Raw genomic sequence first — 15,970 nt, 5'->3', positions numbered from 1 at the left:
GAGAGGCGCATCGTGGCGAAGGCATCGCGGTACGACGTGGTCGTCGTGGGCTCCGGCTTTGGGGGCTGCATCAGCGCGCTGCGCCTGGCGCAGGCGGGCAAGTCCGTGCTGGTCCTGGAGCGCGGCAAGCGCTACCGGCCCGGTGACTTTCCCCGGGACGTGACGCGAGCGGACGAGGTGCTCTGGCGCCATCCCACGCGGCGCAAGGCACAGGGCCTCTATGACGTGCGCTTCCTGTCCGGCATCGGCACGGTGACGGCCAGCGGCGTCGGCGGCGGCTCGCTCATCTACGCCAACGTCCACGTGCGGCCGGACGCCGAGGTGTTCGAGGACCCGCGCTGGCCCCGGACGTACCGCCGGGACTCGCTGGAGCCATACTTCGACAAGGTGGCGCGGGAGCTTCGGTTGAATCCGGTGCCCCCCTCGATTCCGCTGCGCAAGCGCGACCTCTTCCAACGCGCGGCCCGGGGCATGGGGCGCGAGACGTTCGACCCGCCCGTGGCCGTGGCCTTCTCGGAGCCGCCGGGACCGGGCCGGCGCGTGTGCCAGCTCTGCGCCGAGTGCGAGTTCGGCTGTCAGCACGGCGCGAAGAACACCATGGACCTGACGTACCTGGCGCGAGCGGAGGCGCTGGGGGCGCTGGTCCTGGCCCGTACGCTCGTCTCCCACGTGGAGCCGGTGCGGGAGGGTTACCGCGTCCACTGCCAGGACCTGGTGTCGGGAGAGCGGCACACCGTGGAGGGCTCGCGGGTGGTGCTGGCCGCGGGGACGCTGGGCACGGTGGAGATTTTGCTGCGCAGCCGGGACGTCGCGCGGACGCTGCCTCGGGTGAGCCGGCGGCTGGGCCATGGTTATTCGGGCAACGGGGACTTCCTGGCGTCGATGCAGGGCGCGCGCGAGGACATCCAGCCCTGGGTGGGCCCCGACGTATCCACCGTGATGCGCTTCACCGACCGGCAGCCGCGCTTCACGCTGGTGACGGCCACGTTCAACCAGCCCGCCACGGAGGTCCTCGCGGGCCTGGGACAGCCGAACCTCGGACGGCTCCAGGGCCTGGGGGCACCGCTGTGGACCTGCCTGGGCCCAGCCGTTCACGCGGCGCTCAAGAAGGGGCTGATGAGCCGGCCCCTGCGCGCCGACGTGGATGCGGCTCGCACGTCCAACCTGTTTGGCATCGGCCAGGACAACGCCAACGGCCGGATGCACCTCGATGACGGGCAGCTCGACGTGTCGTGGGACTTCGCCGGGGAGAACGCGGAGTTGGTGCGGCGAATGACGGACGCGATGCGGGACCTGGCGGCCCAGTACGGTGCCACCTTCGCGCCGCTGATCACCTGGCAGCTCTTCAAGCGGCCTTTCACGGTGCATTCGCTGGGCGGTGCCCATCTGGCGGAAGCTCCCGAACGCGGCGTGGTGTCCACCGAGGGAGAGGTCTTCCACTATCCCGGGCTGCACGTGGCGGACGGCTCCGTCATCCCGACAGCCATCGGCTTCCACCCCGTGATGACCATCAGCGCGGTGGCCGAGCGCATCGCCGAGGCCGTGGTGCACGGATTCTCATCCCATTCGAGGAGCGCTTCATGAACACGCTTCCTGCCGCCGAAAGGCACGACTTTCCCGCGGGCGACGGCGTCCCGTTGCAGCTCACGCGTTACCAGGGCGGCGCGAAGGGGCCTGTCCTCCTCGTCCATGGCGCGGGGGTGTGGAGCGGCATGTTCATGCTGCCCACGGTGCGTGAGAACTTCGTGCAGCACCTGGTGCGCCACGGCTATGACACCTGGCTTCTGGACTGGCGCGCCAGCGTGGAGCTGCCGCTGCGGCAGTTCACGCTGGATGACGCCGCCCGCCACGACATGCCCGCCGCCGTCCGGTGGGTCCGCGAGCGCACCGGCGCGGACTCCGTGCAAGCGGTGGTGCACTGCGCGGGCTCGGCGACGTTCTTCATGGCGATGGCCGCGGGGCTGCTGCCGGACGTCCAGAGCGTGGTCGCCTCGCAGGTGGCGCTGCACCACATCGTCCCGCCTTCGACGCAGCTCAAGGCGATGCTGCGGTTGCCGGACGTGCTGGACATCACCCGCGACTACCTGACGCCGGACGAGGACCCGAGCAGCCCCTTGTTCCAGGCCGCCTTCGGCGCCTTCGTGGACCTGTGCCGCCATGAATGTGACAGCACCGTCTGCCGCCGTCTGACGTTCATGTACGGGCAGCTCTTCCGGCACGCGCGCATCAATCGGGAGACGCATGACCGGCTCGACGAGCAGTTCGGCCCCTGCAACATGCTGACGTTCCGTCACCTGGCGCAGATGGCCCGCTCGGGCTACGCGGTGGGCTTCGACCATGGCCGGGAGGAGAACCTCCGGCGTTACGGCCGTGAGCGGCCGCCGTCGTACCTGCGCGCGGAGCACCTGAAGCGTCCCATCACATTCGTGTCCGGAGAGCAGAATGGCACGTACATGCCCGCGTCCACGGAGCTCACCTACGAGTGGCTGCGCGAAGAGAACGGCGCGTCGTATTACCAGCGTAAGGCTCTGGCGGGGTACGGACACCTGGACACCTTCATGGGAAGCACTGCGTCGCAGGATACGTATCCGGTGATACGCGCCGCGCTGGAGGCCATGGCCTGAGCGGATACGGCGCCCTGTGCACTCGCGCCGCTACGTGCCTTCGGCCACCGCGGGCGGTGCCTCGCCCGGTGCATCCGAGACCGATGTCTCATCCCATCCGATGTAGCGCACGCCCTCCAGGGGCTCAGGCGCGTGGAACTCCAGGGCGCCCACGGTGGACGTGAGCCGTCCGTCCGGTCTCCACGCCGCGAAGGGGTGGGGGCGGGTGAAGCGCTCCAGCGCACAGGTGGCCACGTCGCTCTGCGCCACGTGGACGTCCCAGCCCGTCGGGTCCCGGTAGACGTAGCCCACCAGTGTCTTGGGATCGCACCACGCGCGGCCCTTCACGGCCATGGTGGCCGAGCGGGCCTGGAAGCACAGCTCGCCCGGCCGAGGCGACTGAAGGCGCGTGAACAGCATGTCCGGGGCCTCGTGGAACCGGTGTTCCCGCCGCGCGGTGCGCAGGTAGAGGGGCGACAGCCGGGGACTGAGCGAATGCTGGCGGGAGCGCACGGACAGCACCTCCAGGCGGGCCTCCGGGTCCTCCTGGAAGCGTGGCACGTAGAGCCACGTCAGCTCCTCCAGCCGGCGGTGTCCCCACAGGTGCTTCTGGAGCCCCGGCGCGCCCTGGACGACATACCGGTGCCCGTCCACCGTGACGGCGCCGGTGAAGGCGATGTCGTCATGGGCATGGGCCACGTGCGTCGTGAGTGGAAGCAGGTCGGCGCCCCGAGGCGCACGCCGCACCGCCTCCGCGGTCTCCGGCGAGTAGCGCAAATCCCATTCGATGGAATGGCCTCCCGAGGCGACACGGCCATGGCACCGGCCCGGCGCGAGCTCCGCGTCCCCAATCCGGATGCCGAAGCGGCCCGGGGCCTCGGTGGAGAAGTGGGAGAGGGGATGGATGGCCTTCAGTCCCAGCGCGGGCGTGGCGGCGGCGCAATCGAAGGCCGCCGCCCACAGCAGGGCGCGTGGCTCACCGGGGGCTCCCGGCGCGGGGGTGAAGATCGTGTAGCGGAACCACCAGGCGCGCTCGCCCCCAGGGTCGAGCACGCACAGGAACCAGATTTCGAAGAAGCCTTGCTGCCCCTTCCAGCGCGGAAGATTGGCGCGCTCGCTCGACGGCATATCGTCCCCCCCTCACCAACGGCGCCAGGGCGCCATCGCGGGACTACCGTCGCAGAGGGGCGGCTCCCAGGGCAAGCCGCCTCAGCGGCTCGAGTCCTTCCAGGAGACGCGGTAGGTGACGCAGTGGTCGTCGAAGGTGCGGACATCCACCGACGCGGCCACGCCACCGGCGGCCCGGGACATGGCGAGCATGACGCCCTGCTTGAAGTAGCGCAGCATTCCGGGCTCGTTGAGCCAGACCTCGGCCTCCGTCGGTCCCGTCTCCGTGATGCGGACCTCGGTGTAGTTGTTGCTCGTCCGGAATCCGTGCTGTGCCTTCGACAGCATCCGCCAGGGCCCCAGCAGCCTCATCACCCCGAGTAGGGCGCGGCCCATCAGCGTGTCGCGGTAACCGTCAATCATCCGCTCTCCGAGCATCCGCCACGCCACCTCGTCGGGCTCCTGGGGGTGCAGCGCCTTCGCTGTCAGCGTGACGCAGCGAATCCACGACTCCAGGGAGTAGGCGGGGAGGAGTGGCCGGTCCAGGTCCAGTCCCTCGCTTCGCAACTGCTCTTTGAGCAGGGGCGTCACCCGCCCGGAGAGCCCCCGGACGAAGAGCCCTTCCACGATGGGCGGGAAGACGAGTCGTTCGGCCATGGCGTGCATTCCAGCCCGGGCTGTACCGGCTGGGTCAAGCCAGGCCCCTGACGTTCTGTGCGGCTCTGACATACGTGGTTTGCGCACCTATCACAGTGCCGGTCCGCGGGGGATGCGCACCGAGGCCTACGCAGCAGGTTGCCCCGCCGGGCGCTTCGCGTAGCGTTCCGCCAGGAGCGAGCACACGAGGAGTTGGGCCTGGTGATAGAACATCAACGGTAGGACGATGAGCCCCAGTGCGGGATTGGCGCCGAAGAGCAGCCGCGCCATGGGCACCCCGGAGGCCAGTGTCTTCTTGGACCCACAGAAGACCACCGTGATTTCGTCCTCCTTGGAGAAGCCCAGCGCCCGAGCCGTCCGCGTGGTCAGCATCAGCACGATGGCCAGGATGAGCATCGCGCCCGCGAAGGCCACGCCCAGCACCGCCGCGCCGTAGTCGGAGAAGAGTCCCGAGGCGATCGAGTCACAGAACGACGAATAGACGAGGACCAGGATCACCACCCGGTCGAAGGCATTCGTGTAGGGCCGGTAGCGGGCGAACCAGCCGCCCACCAGCGGGCGCAGCAATTGCCCCAGTGCCAGGGGGAGCAGCAGGAGGGTCGACAGCTTGAGGATGGCCTGGCCCATGGACAGGGAGTGCCCGGTGGCGCTGGCGAACAGGCCGATGATGAGCGGCGTCAACACGATGCCCAACAGGCTGGACAGGCTGGCGTTGAAGATGGCGGCGGGCACGTTGCCTCGGGCGACGCCTGTCATCGCGACCGAGGAGGAGATGGTCGACGGCACCGCGCAGAGATAGAGCAGCCCCAGCGACAGGTCCGCTGGCATCCAGCGGCCCACCAGCACGTCGCCCAGCCACCACAGCAGTGGAAACACAACGAACGTGAAGGCCTGGACCACCACGTGGACCCGCCACGTCACCACGCCAGCGCGGAGCTGGGCCGCGGGCAGGCCCAGGCCGTGGAGCAGGAACACCAGGAAGATGCCCACGTCGGCGACGATGTCCGCGTGCATCGCTCCGCCCGACGCACCGAACTCCGGGAAGAGCGCGGCCAGGATGACGGCGCCGAACATCCCCAGCAGGAACCAGTCCCGGGCAAGTCGTTTCACGAAGCGAAGGGGCATGTTTGCCCCCCTTACTCCGGGCAGCGGCGGACCTCTACCGCGGAGTACGCGGGGGCGGGCAGGTGAAGACACTGCCGGCGCCAGCGCCATGCTCCACCAGTCCGATATGAACATGAAGCTGAATTCATGTGGGTGCCCGCTGGTCACGGGGGCCCACGGAATCGGCCTCGCGGCGGCGGAAGCCCTCACGGGGCAACGAGTGGGCGCCAGCGGCCAGTCTGGCGTGCCCAGGGCCGGCTGCACGCCAGCGTGTCTGGCCGGCTGCTTGCGGCGACGCGTGACTGCGTTACCTGAAATACATGACCGAAGTGAACGCAACCTCGCGTGACTACACGCTTCCCGAGGGGTGCCCCGTCTGCGCGGCGGACCTGCCCGTGCGCGTCACCGCCTCCGGTCCCAGCGCCGTGTGCCGCCATTGTGGCTGGCTGGGCCGCCCCCGCATCACCGTGACCCATCGCGGCCTGCGCGTCAGCTACGACGGCGCGCAGGCTTGAGCATCGCGGGACATCAACTCGCGGGCGCCGCTGGAGGCTCCTTCGTCCTCGCGAAGGACTCCAGGCGGTCCACCCGGCGCAGCTCCGGAAAGGCCCACGCCCAGAGCGCGACCACCGCCAGCGTGCCCACCGCGCCCGCGACCACCGCGGGTACGGCGCCCATGTACTCGGCGAACCCGCCCGCGCGGAACTCGCCCAGTTCGTTGGAGGCGCCAATGGCCATCATGTTCACCGCGCCCACGCGGCCGCGCATGTCGTCTGGGGTGGCCATCAACTCCAGCGTGTGGCGGACCACGACGCTGATCATGTCCGCGGCGCCTGCTATCGCCAGCGCCGCCAGCGACAGGGGCAACGAGCGGCTCATCCCGAAGACGAGCGTGGCCGCGCCGAAGATGGCGACCGCGATGAACATCTTCCGGCCGGTGTTGCCACCCATGGGCCGCATGGCCAGGAAGACGGCCACCACCGCGGCGCCGAAGGCGGGCGCACAGCGCAGCAGCCCCAGTCCCCATGGCCCCGTGTGCAGGATGTCCCGCGCGTAGATGGGCAGGAGCGCCACCGCGCCACCGAAGAGCACGGCGAACAGGTCCAGGGTGATGCTGCCCAGCAGCAGGCGCTGCCGTCGAACGAAGCCGAGTCCCGCGACCAGGGTCGACAGGGAGAGGGGCTCGGCGGACGCGCGTCCGGTCCGCACCTTGAGGGTGAGAATCCAGATGACGGAGAGCGCGCACAACGTCGCGGAGGCCGCGTAGGCCCCCGCGGCGCCGACCCAGCCATAAAGGATGCCGCCCACGGCCGGGCCGCCAATGGTGGCCACCTGCCACGTGGTGGAGTTGATGGCCACGGCGCGGGTCAGGTGCTCGGGCGGCACCAGATGCGGGGTGAGCGCGGAGCCCGCCGGGGCATGGAACGCGCGCGCCGCGCCGAAGAGCACCAGGACGCCATAGACGAATCGCACGTCGCGGAGATGGCCCAAGGTAAAGGCGAGCAGCAGCAGGCTGCAGACCAGCATCACCGTCTGACACACCGCCAGGATGGTCCGCCGGTCCACGCGGTCCGCCACCTGGCCGCCCACCAGACACAGCGACAGGAACGGCAGGAACTGCGCCAGCCCCGTGTATCCGAGCGCGAGCGCGCTGCCCGTGAGCTCGTAGACCTGCCAGCCAATGGCCACTGACTCAATCTGGACGGCCAGCACCGCACACAGGCGCGCCAGCAGATAGAAGCGGAAGTCTCGATGTTGGAAGATGGAGAGCCCGGAAGCCGCAGCCTGATGAGTCATGCTGGCGGCGCTGTAATCCACGGGCTCGTCGCGCGCCACCGTCTGACTGTGTCGGCTTCCACGGGGCCATGGGTACGTCAAGGTCGCCGTGCTACCTTCCTTTCCCGATGAACAAGGACGCGAAGGACGCGGTGAACCAGGTCTCCACACCACGCTCGGCGCCACGCCGCTTGGGACGCGTCATCGCCGTGATGCTGCTGACGGCCCTGGGCGGCTGCCGCAAGTCCGACGCGGAGCGAGCCGCACGGGAGCGGGAGGAGATCGAAGCGCGCATTCGCGACGCCTACTCGCTGGTCCCGTACCGGGCGCTCAAGCTGACGATGCGCGCGGAAGGTCAGCCGAACGCTCCCGCTGAGATCGCCGCGCTCTGGCGGACGCTGGAGGACACGCGGGATCTGCCGGCGAAGCCCGCCTCCGAGGAAGAAGCGCTCCGCGTGGCGAAGGCGTACCTGGACCTGGGCGTCGCGCTCTACAAGGCCAAGAAGACGCTGGAGCAGCGCGACGAAGACGAGTTCCCCCTCCTGTGGAACCGCTTTCAGCCGGACCAGCTGCCTCCGCTGCCGGGCTACGACGCGGGCCAGGAGCACGCGTTCCTCTCCGCGCTGTGGTTCGTGCTGGACGCGGCGGACTCGGGCAACCGTGTCCCCGCGACCGACCTGGTGCTCTACGAGCTGTCGCGCGCCACGCCTCAGCCCGCGTGGCCGCCAGGGCTGCGCGTGTCGGTTCGCGGCAGCCGGGGGATGGCCTTCTGCGGCGCGGGCTATCACTACGCGGCCGAGGAGGAGCTGAATGCGTTCCTGTCCGAAGCCGAGGCGATGCCCGCCAGCGACTTTCCCGCGATGCGGGAAGCCACGCCGGCACAGGTCCGCGAGACGCTGCTCGCCACGGGCTACTTCCTGCGGGCCTGGAACCGCATGGGGCTCAAGCGCGAGCGTGCGGCGGAGGACGACCTCGAGCGGGGCCTGGGCTCCCTGGAGAAGCTTGGCATCGAGAATGAGCTGACGTGGTGGGGCTGGGCCTTCATCCACTTCCGCCGGGAGCGCTACGACGAATCCGCGCGCTACCTCGACACCCTGGCGAAGAGTCCATACCTGGGCGAGACCGAGCGGCGTGACCTCCAGGCCAGCGCGGACGCGATGCGCAAGCACGGCGAACGGCTGCCCATCTTCCTCCAGGCGCGGGCCGCCGCCATCCTGGGCCAGGCGCTCGTGGCGAGGGCCGGGGGCCCGGAGAAAATCCTCGTCACGCTCCTGGGACCGGAGCAGGCAGGGCAGGTCCTGGCGCCCGTCCTGTGGATCGACCGGGTCCGCCAAGGCCTCGCGCAGCGCTCCGTGGACGACTTCGCCCGCGAGGCGGGGGATTCCTTCGAGGGCGTGCGGGCCGCCGGTAGCAAGGGCCTGAGCGCATTGAAGGAGAAGCTGCTGGGCGGTGGAGGCGACACGAAGACGGCGGCGGAGAATCCTCCGTAGGTCGTTGGCGGGGCGCTGGCGGCCCGTGCTATCCGCTGACGCCGCCATGAGTCCGACGAAGAAGGCCGCCGCGAAGAAGGCCCCCGCCGCTGAGCTCCCCACGATTGCCTTCGCGTCGCCCGCCAAATGGGCGTCCTGGCTCGAAGCGAACCATGCCTCGTCGCGCGGCCTCTGGTTGAAGCTGGCGAAGAAGGGCTCGGGCATCGAGTCCGTCACCTACGCCGAGGCGCTCGACGTCGCGCTCGCGTGGGGATGGATTGACGGTCAGAAGAACGCCTTCGACGACACCGCGTGGCTCCAGAAGTTCACGCCCCGGGGCGCGAAGAGCGTCTGGTCGAAGATCAACTGCGAGAAGGTGGAAGCGCTCATCGCCGCGGGCCGGATGAAGCCGTCGGGCATGGCGGTCGTGGAGCTCGCCAAGAAGGATGGCCGCTGGGACGCCGCCTACGTGTCCCAGAGCAAGGCCACCATGCCCGAGGACTTGGCCCGCGCCCTGGCCGCGAATGCGAAGGCGGCCGCGTTCTTCGCCACGCTCAACGCGGCGAACCGGTACGCCATCCTGTGGCGCGTCCACACCGCGAAGAAGGCGGAGACGCGGGCTCGGCGGATCGAACAGTTCGTCGAGATGCTGGCCCGGCACGAATCGCTGAACGCATGAACGGGGACGAGCCCCGGCAAGTCCCATGCCGATATCCGGCGCCGCCCGTGTGCCGGAGGACCGTGCGGCGGACCTGCCGGAAATCCGGCACCCTGCCGGAACCCCGGCGGTGGTTTCACGCGCACGACACCTCCGCGGTTGCCTCACGCAACTTCATCCTTTTTCACGAAAGGGCGCCTGGAGCCCATGGCACGGTGCGTTTCGCCGCTTTCTCGCGAAGTGGCGCGCCCCGGTGAATGGCCGGACAGCCGGTGGCATCACCATTGCTCCAGGCCGGATGCGTTTCACCGTCCACGCATCCGCCAAGGGGAAGTCAACCCATGTTGCTCGACATGTACCTGTACTTCGGCTTGCCACTGCGGCCCGCGCCGCGCCGCGCCGCGTCCCAGGCCAGCCAACCCCGCACGTCCTCCACCGAGCGCACGGCGACGGGAGGGAAGAGCGTGTCCGGGGCCCGCGCCCCGGAGCGAAAGGCGGCGCCCCAGTTGACGGTCATCGAGGGGGGCGCGGCTGACATACGATGAGCGGGGAGGCGTGAGCGGGAGAGGCCCCATGGACTCGCGGACCCAGCGCTACTTCGAGGACATCCAGCTCAAGCACTTCGGGCGCCTGTTCGGCCGGCTCGTTCGTGTCCGCCTGTTCCTATCGCTGTTGCTGCTGCTGTCCGCCGTGTGTGTCGCCGTCATCGACGGCGCGCCCTGGCGATGCGTGTTCATGTGCGTGGTGGGGGTGGCCGCCTTCACCTACTTCTTCCATGAGTTCCGCCGCTTTCAGCGCGACGGCGTGGACGCGCGCAGCGTGCCGCTCAATCTGTGGATGGGGCAGATCATCCTGACGAGCATCATCGTGGGGACAGGCGGCATCGCCAGCCCCGTGCTGCCCGCCGCGCTGCCCCTGGGCTTCTTGTCGAGCCTCGCGGCGGCGCCCCGGGATCGCTCGCGGCTGTTGATGGCGCAGCTGTCCACGTTGACGGCCGTCTCCTTCGTCCAGATTTCCGGGCTGGTTCAGGGGCTGCCCCTGTGGTTCCTCGGCGCGCCGTCGCCCGTCCTGCTCGTCGCGGGCGCGCTCGTCACCGCCATCATGCTCTGCGTGTGCAGCGCCGCGGGCGGCGCCATCCGGGCGACCTTCGACAACATGCTGAGCGAAGCGCTCGCCAGCCGGGACGAGCTGCTGGCCACGCATCGCTCGTATGCGGGAGCCCTGGAGGCCATGTCCGGAGAGATTGCCCACGAGCTGAAGAACCCGCTGGCCACGGTGAAGGGCCTCACCCAGCTCATGGCGCGTGAAGCAGGTCGCGCCCAGCCCGCCGAACGCCTGCAGGTGCTGTCGGGCGAGGTGGTGCGGATGCAGGGCATCCTGGAGGAGTTCCTCAACTTCACCCGGCCGCTGGTGCCCTTGACGGTGAGCCCCGTGGACCTGGGCGCGTTGTGCGACGAAGCCCTGGTGCTGCACGAAGGGCTGGCGGCGAGCCACCGCGTGCGGCTGGAGCGCAAGGGCTCGGAGGGCGTGGAGGCGGTGTGTGACTCGCGCAAGGTGAAGCAGGTGTTGATGAACCTGCTGCACAACGCCATCGAGGCCTGCCCCGCGGGCGGACGTGTCACCGTGGAGGTCCGCGCGCTGTCCGTGGGCGAGGCCCGCGTCTCCGTACGCGACTCAGGGCCTGGACTGGCCTCCGAGCTCGAGGCCCGAGTGTTCGACGCGGGCGTGACGACCAAGGCCAGGGGCTCCGGGTTGGGCCTGACGGTGGCGCGCGCGCTGGCGAGACAGCACGGCGGAGACGTCACGCTGGCGAATGCGGTAGGAGGCGGATGCGAGGCGGCGTTGACGCTTCCGCGAGAGCTGCCAGCGGAGATCCTGCGGCCACAGCACGGAGTCGCGAATGTGGGATGAGGCCAGGGAGGGCGGCACCACGCGCGTCCTGGTGGTGGATGACGACGCGGGCGTTCGCTTCACGCTGAGGGAGATGCTCAAGAGCCTCTCCGGCGTCGAGGTGGATGAAGCCGTGGATGGCGAGGATGCGCTGGAGAAGCTGTCGGCGCGGCCCTACGAGCTGGTCATCTCCGACCTGCGCATGCCTCGGATGGACGGCATGGCGCTGGTTCGCCGGCTGAGCACGGTCCCCCGATCGCCTCGCGTCATCGTCATCACCGCGCATGGTTCCGAGCGCTTCGCGGTGGAGGCCATGAAGGCGGGAGCCTACGACTACTTCCGCAAGCCCTTCGAGGTGGATGAGCTGCTGGCGGTCGTCTCTCGCGCGCTGGAGTCGGTGCGGCTCCGCGAGGAGAACGCGCGGCTTTCGGGTGAGCTGAACCTGTCCCGCTCGCTGGTGTTCGTCTCGGAGCCCATGGTCCGGCTCGCGCAGCTCGTGCAACTGGCGGGCTCCCGGGACGTGACGGTGCTCATCACCGGGGAGAGCGGCACGGGGAAGGAGCGGGTGGCGGACGCGCTCGTCCGAGCCTCGCCGCGCGCGAACCGGCCCTTCCTGCGCTTCAACTGCGCGGCACTCACCGAGGAGCTGGCGGAGGCCGAGCTGTTCGGCCACGCTCGGGGCGCCTTCACTGGGGCCCACCGCGCGCGGCCCGGACTCTTCCGTGAGGCGGATGGCGGCACGCTACTGCTGGACGAGGTGGGCGAACTGGCGCCCACGCTCCAGGCCCGGCTCCTTCGCGTGATTCAGGAGGGCGAGGTGCGCCCGGTGGGGGAGGACCGGCCGGTGACGGTGGACGTGCGCATCATCGCCGCCACCCACAGGGACCTACGCCGCCTGGCCCTGGAGGGCGCGTTCCGCGAGGACCTCTACTACCGGCTCAACGTCGTCCAGCTCCGGGTGCCGCCGCTGCGCGAGCGCCCCGAGGACATCCCCGTGCTGGCGCGGGTGTTCCTGGACCGCTTCATCGACCGGTTCCACACCGGCCCGCTGAAAATCCCCGACGGCTTCTTCGAGCAGCTCCGCGCCTTGCCGTGGCCGGGTAACGTGCGCGAGCTGGAGAACACGCTGGAGAGCCTGGTCGCGCTGTCCAGCGAGGGGCGGCTGGACCTGGGCCAGTTGCCCTCCGCCGAACCGGCAGGCGCGGATAGTGGATTCCCGGGGGCGCCATCGGACCCGGTCCGTCCAGGGCCGCAGGACGAGGCTCCCGGCGCGGGGCTCAAGGAGCGCGTGGAGGCGTACGAGCGCGGCCTGGTCCTGGACGCGCTGCGCATGGCGGGCCGAAACCGCAGTGAAGCGGCGCGGCGGCTGGGCATTGGCCGGGCCACCCTGCATGACAAGCTGCGCAAGTACGGGCTGGACGACGGCGGGGAAGAGCGGAGCTGATTCCGGGAACAAGCGGGCCGCTCGCGGTGTTGCGGGCCGGCCTTCCAGCGTCATCGTTCCAGGAGCGTGCATGCATCCCGTGACCCGATGCCTCGCGGCTGTCCTGTTGGCCACCGTCGCAGGCCCGGCGCAGGCGCAGTCCACCCCGCCGGCCCCGAAGCGCCCCTACAGCATCTCTCCCGAGCGAACCGAACGCGTCCGCTCGCAGTACACCAAGTTCGAGTACCGCATCCCCATGCGGGACGGGACGCGCCTGTTCACCTCCGTCTACGTCCCCGCGGACGCGGCACCGGGGAAGCGGTATCCCATCATCCTGGTGCGCACGCCGTACAGCGTCGCGCCCTATGGCGTGGACCGGTATCCCCCCGCGCTGGCCCCCACCGAGGCGTTCGAGAAGGACGGCTTCATCTTCGCCTTCCAGGACGTGCGCGGCCGCAACATGTCCGAAGGCGAGTTCGTCAACGTCCGCCCCCACAAGCCGAAGAAGGCCGGGCCCAAGGACTTCGACGAGAGCACCGACACGTACGACACCATCGAGTGGCTGGTGAAGCGCGTGGCGAACAACAACGGCCGCGTGGGCCAGTGGGGGATTTCGTACCCCGGCTTCTACGCGTCGGCGGGCGCCATTGATTCGCACCCGGCGCTCAAGGCGGTGTCGCCGCAGGCCCCCATCGCCGACTGGTTCTGGGATGACATGCACCGCCACGGTGCCTTCAACCTGGCGCTGGCGTTCAACTTCCTCTCCACGTTCGGCAAGCCCCGGCCCCATCCCACGGACAACGAGGAGTGGCAGCGCTTCGAGCACGGCACGCCGGACGGCTACCAGTTCTTCCTGGACCTGGGCCCCCTGGGCAACGCGGACGCGAAGCACCTCAAGGGGGACGTCGCCTTCTGGAAGGACGTCACCGCGCACCCCAACTACGACAGCTTCTGGCAGGCGCGGAACCTGCTCCCGCACCTGAAGAACATCAAGGCGGCGGTGCTCACGGTGGGCGGCTGGTACGACACCGAGGACCTCTACGGCCCCCTGCGGACCTACGCCGCCATCGAGAAGCAGAACCCCGGCATCTCCAACAGCCTCATCATGGGCCCGTGGCCGCACGGCGGCTGGCAGCGCGGCGGTGGCGAGTCCCTGGGCGACGCGGACTTCGGCTTCGCCACCAGCGAGGCCTACCAGACGCTGGCGCTGGACTTCTTCAAGCACCACCTCAAGGGCGGCGCGAAGCCGGACGTGCCGGAGGCCATGGTGTTCGAGACGGGCGCCAACCGCTGGCGCCGCTTCGACGCGTGGCCGCCCAAGGGGCTGCGCGAGACGCGGCTGTACTTCCAGCCCAAGGGTGGCCTGGCCACGACGGCGCCGAAGACGACGGGCGCGTCCTTCGCCGAGTACGTGAGCGACCCAGCCAAGCCCGTGCCGTACACGCAGGAGATGATGACGGGCTGGAGCAAGGACTACATGACGGAGGACCAGCGCTTCGCCGCGCGCCGGCCGGACGTGCTGGTGTTCGAAACGGAGCCGCTGGAGCGCGACCTCACGTTGGCGGGACCGCTGGAGGCGGAGTTGTGGGTTTCCACGACGGGCACCGACGCGGACTGGGTGGTCAAGCTGGTGGACGTCAACCCGGGCAAGGTGCGCGGGTGGCGCAAGGGCGATGAAGAGCAGGGGAGGAAGAACCGGGGCCATCAGCAGACGCTGGTGCGCGGCGAGCCCTTCCGAGGCCGGTTCCGCGACAGCTACAGCGAGCCCAAGCCCTTCAAGCCCAACGAGGTGACGAAGGTGCGCTTCGTCATCAACGACGTGTTCCACACCTTCCAGCGTGGGCACCGCGTGATGATCCAGGTCCAGTCGAGCTGGTTCCCGTTCATCGACCGCAACCCGCAGACCTACGTGCCCAACATCTTCGAGGCGAAGGAGGAGCACTTCACGCGCGCCTTCCACCGCGTCTACCACTCCACGGCGAACCCCAGCTTCATCAAGGTGGGCGTGCTGCCCTCGTTGGATGAGTAGCGTGAGGGCCCCCACGCGGAACCCTCCGTTCGCCGCCATCAGGGCTGCTTCTGTGCAGCGGCGAAGGGAAGGGTGTTCTCGTGGCGGTGCCAGCCTTGCGTTCCTGTTACCCTGGGGCTTCATTCACGCGGTGGCACCTGAAACGGGAGGGACATGACCGGCACCCAGGGGCCCGACACCGGGCTGGTGCGGCTGGATGGGAGTGAAGGCGAAGGGGGCGGCCAGATTCTCCGCTCCGCGCTGTCGCTGTCGCTCATCACCGGCCGCCCGTTCCACATCACGCGCCTGCGCGAGCGACGTGATCCGCCCGGTCTGCGCCCCCAACACCTGGCCTGCGTGCGCGGCGCCGAGGCCCTGTGCGGCGGTGCCGCTTCGTCCGAGGGCGCCACTGTCGGCGCCTCCGAGCTCTCCTTCACCCCGGCCCCGGTGCGCGCCGGCGACTACCTGCTGGAGGTGGGTACCGCGGGCAGCACACCGTTGCTCTTCCAGTGCCTCGTCTATCCGCTGGCCCTGGCCGGCGGAGGACGGCTGACCCTGCGAGGCGGCACGCACCTGCCGCACAGCCCCAGCTTCCACTACGTGGCCACCGTCTGGCAGCCGGTGGCACATGCGTATGGCCTGCCGGTGTTGCTGTCCCTGGTGCACGCCGGCTTCTACCCGGAGGGCGCGGGGGAGATTGTCGCGGAGGTGGGGCCGCCGCAGGAGCCGCCCCGGCTGGTGGAGCTGCCCGCGCGAGGCATGTTGCGCGAGGTCCGCGTGTCGTCCTTCACCGGCGGGCTGCCGTTCACCATCGCCGAGCGTCAGTCGCGGGCCGCCGTGGGGGCGCTGCGTGAGCGCGGCATCCTGGCGGAGGCGGACAACCGCCCGCTGGCGGTGACGCGCTCGGTGGGGACCGTCACTTTCGTCCTGGCCCAGTTCGAGCACACCATCGCGGGCTTCACCGCGCTGGGAGAGCGGGGCCGTCCCGCCGAGGAGGTGGGCCGCGAGGGAGGCGAGGCCCTGGCGCGGTTCATGGAGACGGGTGGGGCGCTCGACGAGCACCTCGCCGATCAGATTCTCCTGCCCGCCGCGCTGCTGGCCGCCGGGCGCCTGGGGCCGGCGGCACCGGGCACCACGCGCTTCACGGCGGCGCGAATCACCGACCACCTCACCACCCACGCCCGGGTCGTGGAGCGCTTCCTGCCCGTGCGCGTCACGGTGGATGCGGGAGGTTCGGTGGAGGTCCGGCCCGCGTGAAGTCCGAGCCGGAACCGG

At 69.9% G+C, this 15,970-nt stretch carries 14 protein-coding genes; 9 read left to right on the top strand and 5 right to left on the bottom strand.

Annotated features, from left to right (window positions below; all coding sequences use genetic code 11):
- The first annotated feature begins 12 nt into the window (after nt 1-12).
- The gene (locus tag HNV26_RS39175; protein ID WP_366816736.1) at nt 13-1,584 is read left to right on the top strand and encodes a GMC family oxidoreductase N-terminal domain-containing protein; all 1,572 of its coding nucleotides are present in this window, start codon (nt 13-15) and stop codon (nt 1,582-1,584) included.
- Nucleotides 1,581-2,624, top strand: coding sequence for an alpha/beta fold hydrolase (locus HNV26_RS02675; RefSeq protein WP_171439519.1), 1,044 nt, complete (start codon nt 1,581-1,583; stop codon nt 2,622-2,624). The genes HNV26_RS39175 and HNV26_RS02675 overlap by 4 nt, the downstream gene beginning before the upstream one ends.
- Before the next feature lie 30 nt (nt 2,625-2,654).
- Here HNV26_RS02675 and HNV26_RS02670 read toward each other — a convergent pair whose 3' ends face one another.
- From HNV26_RS02670 to HNV26_RS02660, 3 genes are all read right to left on the bottom strand, one after another.
- A complete protein-coding gene (locus tag HNV26_RS02670; RefSeq protein WP_171439518.1) occupies nt 2,655-3,731 on the bottom strand; it encodes a hypothetical protein in 1,077 nt (358 codons plus the stop codon).
- A gap of 81 nt (nt 3,732-3,812) precedes the next feature.
- A complete protein-coding gene (locus HNV26_RS02665) occupies nt 3,813-4,367 on the bottom strand; it encodes a DUF2378 family protein (RefSeq protein WP_216611732.1) in 555 nt (184 codons plus the stop codon).
- A 126-nt stretch (nt 4,368-4,493) separates the two neighbouring features.
- Nucleotides 4,494-5,492: a bile acid:sodium symporter family protein gene (locus HNV26_RS02660; protein WP_171439516.1), complete on the bottom strand. Its 999-nt coding sequence runs from the start codon at nt 5,490-5,492 to the stop codon at nt 4,494-4,496.
- Between the two features lie 299 nt (nt 5,493-5,791).
- Between HNV26_RS02660 and HNV26_RS02655 the strand changes: the two genes are divergently transcribed.
- Nucleotides 5,792-5,986 carry a hypothetical protein gene (locus HNV26_RS02655; protein ID WP_171439515.1) on the top strand — a complete coding sequence of 65 codons (195 nt, stop codon included), beginning with the start codon at nt 5,792-5,794 and terminating at the stop codon, nt 5,984-5,986.
- A 13-nt stretch (nt 5,987-5,999) separates the two neighbouring features.
- Here the strand turns inward: HNV26_RS02655 and HNV26_RS02650 are convergent, their stop codons facing one another.
- Nucleotides 6,000-7,268 (bottom strand): MFS transporter, encoded by a 1,269-nt coding sequence (locus HNV26_RS02650; RefSeq protein WP_216611731.1) that lies wholly within the window; start codon nt 7,266-7,268, stop codon nt 6,000-6,002.
- Between the two features lie 107 nt (nt 7,269-7,375).
- On the opposite strand from HNV26_RS02650, the gene HNV26_RS02645 reads away from it, so the two are divergent.
- Entirely contained in the window at nt 7,376-8,737 is a 1,362-nt protein-coding gene (locus tag HNV26_RS02645; RefSeq protein ID WP_171439513.1) for a hypothetical protein, read from the top strand.
- Between the two features lie 46 nt (nt 8,738-8,783).
- Nucleotides 8,784-9,395, top strand: a complete 612-nt coding sequence (locus tag HNV26_RS02640) for a YdeI/OmpD-associated family protein (RefSeq protein WP_171439512.1) — start codon at nt 8,784-8,786, stop codon at nt 9,393-9,395.
- A gap of 313 nt (nt 9,396-9,708) precedes the next feature.
- On the opposite strand, the gene HNV26_RS02635 is transcribed toward HNV26_RS02640, so the two are convergent.
- Nucleotides 9,709-9,912, bottom strand: coding sequence for a hypothetical protein (locus HNV26_RS02635; RefSeq protein WP_171439511.1), 204 nt, complete (start codon nt 9,910-9,912; stop codon nt 9,709-9,711).
- Between the two features lie 35 nt (nt 9,913-9,947).
- Between HNV26_RS02635 and HNV26_RS02630 the strand changes: the two genes are divergently transcribed.
- From HNV26_RS02630 to rtcA, 4 genes are all read left to right on the top strand, one after another.
- Nucleotides 9,948-11,285, top strand: coding sequence for a sensor histidine kinase (locus tag HNV26_RS02630; protein WP_171439510.1), 1,338 nt, complete (start codon nt 9,948-9,950; stop codon nt 11,283-11,285).
- On the top strand, nt 11,275-12,708 hold the full coding sequence (locus tag HNV26_RS02625) for a sigma-54-dependent transcriptional regulator (protein WP_171439509.1): 1,434 nt from the start codon (nt 11,275-11,277) through the stop codon (nt 12,706-12,708). Before HNV26_RS02630 ends, HNV26_RS02625 begins: the two co-directional genes overlap by 11 nt.
- A gap of 70 nt (nt 12,709-12,778) precedes the next feature.
- Nucleotides 12,779-14,716, top strand: a complete 1,938-nt coding sequence (locus HNV26_RS02620) for a CocE/NonD family hydrolase (RefSeq protein WP_171439508.1) — start codon at nt 12,779-12,781, stop codon at nt 14,714-14,716.
- A 153-nt stretch (nt 14,717-14,869) separates the two neighbouring features.
- Nucleotides 14,870-15,952, top strand: a complete 1,083-nt coding sequence (rtcA, locus tag HNV26_RS02615) for an RNA 3'-terminal phosphate cyclase (RefSeq protein ID WP_171439507.1) — start codon at nt 14,870-14,872, stop codon at nt 15,950-15,952.
- Nucleotides 15,953-15,970 lie beyond the last annotated feature (18 nt).

The organism is Myxococcus xanthus (genome assembly GCF_013116825.1).
GTDB classification, from domain to species: domain Bacteria; phylum Myxococcota; class Myxococcia; order Myxococcales; family Myxococcaceae; genus Myxococcus; species Myxococcus xanthus_B.
Note: the sequence above shows the minus strand (reverse complement) of the source record. Positions and strands in the feature narration are given on the sequence as shown.

Excerpts from the sequence above, each read along its gene's own strand:
- HNV26_RS02675 (WP_171439519.1), top strand. The coding sequence starts at position 1,581 with ATGAACACGCTTCCTGCCGCCGAAAGGCACGACTTTCCCGCGGGCGAC.
- HNV26_RS02670 (WP_171439518.1), bottom strand. The coding sequence starts at position 3,731 with ATGCCGTCGAGCGAGCGCGCCAATCTTCCGCGCTGGAAGGGGCAGCAA.
- HNV26_RS02665 (WP_216611732.1), bottom strand. The coding sequence starts at position 4,367 with ATGGCCGAACGACTCGTCTTCCCGCCCATCGTGGAAGGGCTCTTCGTC.
- HNV26_RS02660 (WP_171439516.1), bottom strand. The coding sequence starts at position 5,492 with ATGCCCCTTCGCTTCGTGAAACGACTTGCCCGGGACTGGTTCCTGCTG.
- HNV26_RS02655 (WP_171439515.1), top strand. The coding sequence starts at position 5,792 with ATGACCGAAGTGAACGCAACCTCGCGTGACTACACGCTTCCCGAGGGG.
- HNV26_RS02650 (WP_216611731.1), bottom strand. The coding sequence starts at position 7,268 with ATGACTCATCAGGCTGCGGCTTCCGGGCTCTCCATCTTCCAACATCGA.
- HNV26_RS02645 (WP_171439513.1), top strand. The coding sequence starts at position 7,376 with ATGAACAAGGACGCGAAGGACGCGGTGAACCAGGTCTCCACACCACGC.
- HNV26_RS02640 (WP_171439512.1), top strand. The coding sequence starts at position 8,784 with ATGAGTCCGACGAAGAAGGCCGCCGCGAAGAAGGCCCCCGCCGCTGAG.
- HNV26_RS02635 (WP_171439511.1), bottom strand. The coding sequence starts at position 9,912 with ATGTCAGCCGCGCCCCCCTCGATGACCGTCAACTGGGGCGCCGCCTTT.
- HNV26_RS02630 (WP_171439510.1), top strand. The coding sequence starts at position 9,948 with ATGGACTCGCGGACCCAGCGCTACTTCGAGGACATCCAGCTCAAGCAC.
- HNV26_RS02625 (WP_171439509.1), top strand. The coding sequence starts at position 11,275 with ATGTGGGATGAGGCCAGGGAGGGCGGCACCACGCGCGTCCTGGTGGTG.
- HNV26_RS02620 (WP_171439508.1), top strand. The coding sequence starts at position 12,779 with ATGCATCCCGTGACCCGATGCCTCGCGGCTGTCCTGTTGGCCACCGTC.
- rtcA (WP_171439507.1), top strand. The coding sequence starts at position 14,870 with ATGACCGGCACCCAGGGGCCCGACACCGGGCTGGTGCGGCTGGATGGG.